This is a genomic window from Streptomyces sp. KLMMK, from assembly GCF_036961605.1.
In the GTDB taxonomy this organism is placed as follows: Bacteria; Actinomycetota; Actinomycetes; order Streptomycetales; family Streptomycetaceae; genus Streptomyces; species Streptomyces telluris.
The window spans coordinates 1-4,366 of sequence record NZ_JBAMDC010000482.1; the positions used below are offsets into that span (position 1 = coordinate 1).

A 4,366-nucleotide genomic window follows, 5' to 3' on the forward strand; every position below is an offset into this window, starting at 1 on the left:
CCGTGCCGCCGGTGATCAGCGTGGTGCCCCAGTCCGGGGCGTCGTCCGGCTCGCCGGGAGCGCCGTCCGGAGCGGCGGCCACGGCCAGCCGCGGCACCAGCACCTCGCCGTCGCGCAGCTCGACTTCGGGCTCCCCCGAGTCCAGGGCGGCGGCCAGCGCCGTCAGGGACGGCGGTTCGCCGCCGGTGCCGGCGAGGACGATCCGGCCCGGGTCCTCGGCCTGCGCGGCACGGACCAGGCCGCGTACGGGGGCCCCGGCGAGTCCGGTCCCGCTCAGCACGACGAGCTTCGCCGCGGCGAACCGCTCGTCCTTCGACCACTCCTGGAGGACGCCGAGCACGCCGTGCAGGGCCGACCGTACGGCCGCGGGCACGTCGCCGGAGTCCGGCCGCACGGGCAGGAGGACCACGTCGGGCGCGGTGGCGCCGAGCGGGGCGAGGTCCGGGGAGGCGGGCAGGCCGAGCCCGAGGTCGTCAGTGCCCAGCACCGCGAACCGGCGGTCGCGGCCGCTCCCGGCGGGCGCCTGCGCCAGCGGCACCTGTTCCACGGCGAACAGCGCGTCGCGGCCCGCGGTCAGGCGCCCGGCCGCGACGGGCCGGGTCGCGTAGGACCCGATGGTCGCGAGCGGCCGGCCGGAGGGGTCCGCCAGCTCGATGCGTACGCTTCCGGCCGCCGCGCCACCCTCGCCGCCGGTGCGGGAGAGCCGGACGCGGGCCGCCGAGGCGCCGGTGGCGTGCAGGGCGACGCCCTCCCAGGCGAAGGGGAGCCGCACCCGGCCGTCGTCCTCCGCGGTCCCGTCGTCGAAGAGCGAGGTGACGTGCAGGGCCGCGTCGAGGAGCGCGGGGTGCAGGCCGTAGGCGGCGGCCTCGGTCCTGGCCTGGTCGGGGAGCGCGAGTTCGGCGAAGAGTTCCTCGCCGCGGCGCCAGACGGCCCGGACGCCGCGGAAGACGGGCCCGTAGGCGAAGCCGCCGTCCTGCAGGCGGTCGTAGAGCCCGGCGGTGCCGACCGGGGCGGCGCCCGGCGGCGGCCATTCGGTGAGGGAGCGCGGCCGCGGTCCGTCCCGGTCGGTGAGGAGCGCGGTCGCGTTCCTGGTCCAGCCCGCGCCGGGCGCGGCGCCCTCGGGCCGCGAGAAGATCTCCGCGGTGCCGTCCTGGGCCACCACTTGGAGCTGTACGGCCCCGCGCTGCGGAATGACCAGGGGCGCTTCGAGCGTGAGCTCTTCCAGGACGGGGCGTCCGGTCAGGTCGCCGGCGCGGATCGCGAGGTCGACCAGCGCGGCCCCGGGCAGCAGCACGGTGCCGAGGACGGTGTGTTCGGCGAGCACGGGGTGGGTGGCGAGGGAGAGCCGCCCGGTCAGCATGACGCCGCCGGAGGCGGCCATCCGGATCTCCGCGCCCACCAGCGGGTGGTCGAGCGGGCTCTGGCCGAGCCCGCCCGCGTCGCCCTTGCGTGCGGGGACGTCGAGCCAGAAGCGCCGGTGCTGGAAGGCGTACGTGGGCAGGTCGACCGGCCGGCCGGTGCGGCCGCCGTGGAGCACGGACCAGTCGACGCCGGCGCCGCGGGTGTGGACCCGGGCCAGGGCGCCGAGCAGTTCGCGCACCCCGGGCCGGTCCTTGCGGGCGACCGCCACGAACTCGGCGCCGTCGGTGCAGTCCCGGCCCATCGCGGCGAGCACCGCGTCGGGGCCCAGCTCCAGGAAGGTGGTGACGCCCTGCGCCTCCAGGGCGGCAACGGCGTCCGCAAAGCGCACGGTCTCGCGCACGTGCCGGACCCAGTACTGCGGGGAGCGCAGCTCCGCGCCGTCGGCCGGGCGGCCGGTCAGCGTAGAGACGAGCGGGATGGCCGGGTCGGCGGCGGTGAGCCCGGCCATGACCTCGCCGAACTCCGCCAGCATGGCCTCCATGTGGTGCGAGTGGAAGGCGTGGGAGACCCGCAGCCGCTTGGACCTGTCGAAGCCCTCCGCGAGGGCGAGGACCGCGTCGGCGTCGCCGGACACCACGACCGAGCGCGGCCCGTTGACGGCGGCGATGCTCATCCGCCCGTCCAGCAGGGGCGCCACCTCGTCCTCCGCCGCCCGCACCGCGACCATCGCGCCGCCCCCGGGCAGCGCCTGCATCAGCCGGCCGCGCGCCGAGACGGCCGCCACCGCGTCCTCCAGCGACCAGACCCCCGCGACGTGCGCGGCCGCGAACTCGCCGACGGAGTGGCCCGCCAGCCAGTCCGGGCGCAGTCCGAAGGACTCCAGCAGGCGGAACAGCGCCACCTCCATGGCGAACAGGGCAGCCTGGGTGCAGGCCGTCCGCTCCAGCAGCCCGGCGCGGTCGGAACCGTCATCGGGGCTGCCGAACAGCACCTCGGTCAGCGGCCGTTCCAGCGACTTGTCCAGCAGCGCGGCGGCCCGGTCGAAGTGCTCGGCGAAGACGGGGAAGGCCTCGTACAGCTCACGGCCCATGCCGATCCGCTGCGAGCCCTGGCCGGAGAACAGGAACGCGAGCCCGCCCTCGGTGACCGAGCCGGTGACCAGGCCCGGCGCGGACGTTCCCTGCGCGAGCGCGGCGAGGCCGGCCTCGGCCTCTGCGCGGTCGGCCGCCAGGATCACCGCGCGGTCCCGGTGCGCGGTGCGGGCCGTCGCCAGCGCGAGGCCCAGGTCGGCCACTTCGGTGCCGGCTCCGGTGCCGGTCAGGGGCAGCAGCCGCGCGGCCTGGCCGCGCAGGGCGGCGGTGCCGCGGGCCGAGACGGGCAGCGCCACGAGCGCGGGGGCCTGGGCCTCGCCGGGCCCGGTCATCCCCGCTTCGGGTACGGCCTCCTCGGCTGCGGAATCCTCGGCTGCGGGCTCCTCCAGGATCACGTGGGCGTTGGTGCCGCTGATGCCGAACGAGGACACCCCGGCCCGGCGCGGGCGACCGTCCCGCTCCCACGGCCGGGCCTCGGTGAGCAGGTCCACCGCTCCGGCCGACCAGTCCACCTGGTCCGAGGGGGCGTCCACGTGCAGCGTCCGGGGCAGCACCCCGTGGCGCATCGCCATCACCATCTTGATCACACCGGCGACGCCGGCCGCCGCCTGGGTGTGACCGATGTTCGACTTGATGGAGCCGAGCCGCAGCGGCCGGTCCGCCGGCCGCTCCTGCCCGTACGTGGCGAGCAGGGCCTGGGCCTCGATCGGGTCGCCGAGCGTGGTGCCGGTGCCGTGGGCCTCGACCGCGTCGACGTCGGCGGCGGTCAGCCCCGCGCCGGACAGGGCGGCGCGGATCACCCGCTGCTGGGAGGGGCCGTTGGGGGCGGTCAGGCCGTTGGAGGCGCCGTCGGAGTTGATCGCGCTTCCCTTGAGGACGGCCAGGACGCGGTGGCCGTTGCGGCGGGCGTCGGAGAGCCGCTCCACCACCAGGACGCCGACGCCCTCGCCCCAGCCGGTGCCGTCGGCCGCGGCCGCGAAGGACTTGCAGCGGCCGTCGGCGGCCAGGCCGCGCTGCCGGCTGAAGTCCACGAACGTGTCGGGGGTCGACATGACGGTCACGCCTCCGGCCAGGGCCAGGGAGCACTCGCCCTGCCGCAGGGCCTGCGCCGCGAGGTGCAGGGTGACCAGCGAGGACGAGCAGGCCGTGTCGACGGTGACGGCCGGTCCCTCCAGCCCGAGCGCGTAGGCGACCCGGCCGGAGACGACGCTGCCGAGGTTGCCGTTGCCGAAGTACGCGGCGACGTCCTCGGGCACCTCCGTCAGCCAGGTGCCGTAGTCGTGGTACATCACGCCGGCGAACACGCCGGTGCGCGAGCCGCGGACGGCCGCGGGGTCGATGCCCGCCCGTTCCAGCGCCTCCCAGGAGACCTCCAGCAGCAGGCGCTGCTGGGGGTCCATGGCGACGGCCTCGCGCGGACTGATGCCGAAGAAGCCGGCGTCGAACTCGGCGGCGTCGTAGAGGAAGCCGCCCTCGCGGGCGTACGTCTTCCCGGGCGTGCCCGGCTCGGGGTCGTAGAGCGCGTCGGCGTCCCAGCCGCGGTCCCCGGGGAAGGCCGCGATGCCGTCGACGCCGTCGGCGACCAGCTGCCACAGCTCCTCGGGCGAGCGCACGCCGCCGGGGTAGCGGCAGCTCATGCCGACGATGGCGATGGGCTCGTCCGCCGCGGCGGGGAGCTCCGTGGGCTGCGGCAGGGTCTCCCGTGCGGTCCCGAAGAGGGTGTCGCGGATGTGACCGGCCAGGATCTGCGGGGTGGGGTAGTCGAAGACGAGGGTGGCGGGCAGGCGCAGCCCGGTCGCCGTGTTCAGCCGGTTGCGGAGCTCGACGGCCGACAGCGAGTCGAAGCCGGTCTCGGTGAAGGCCCTGTCCGGGTCGACGGCGGCGGCGCCGTCGTGCCGCAGGACGGCCGCGAC

At 76.7% G+C, this 4,366-nt stretch carries 1 protein-coding gene; it reads right to left on the minus strand.

What is annotated here, in order from left to right:
- The coding region (locus tag V7793_RS34095) for a type I polyketide synthase (protein ID WP_336013567.1) at positions 1-4,366 on the minus strand (4,366 nt) is incomplete at both ends.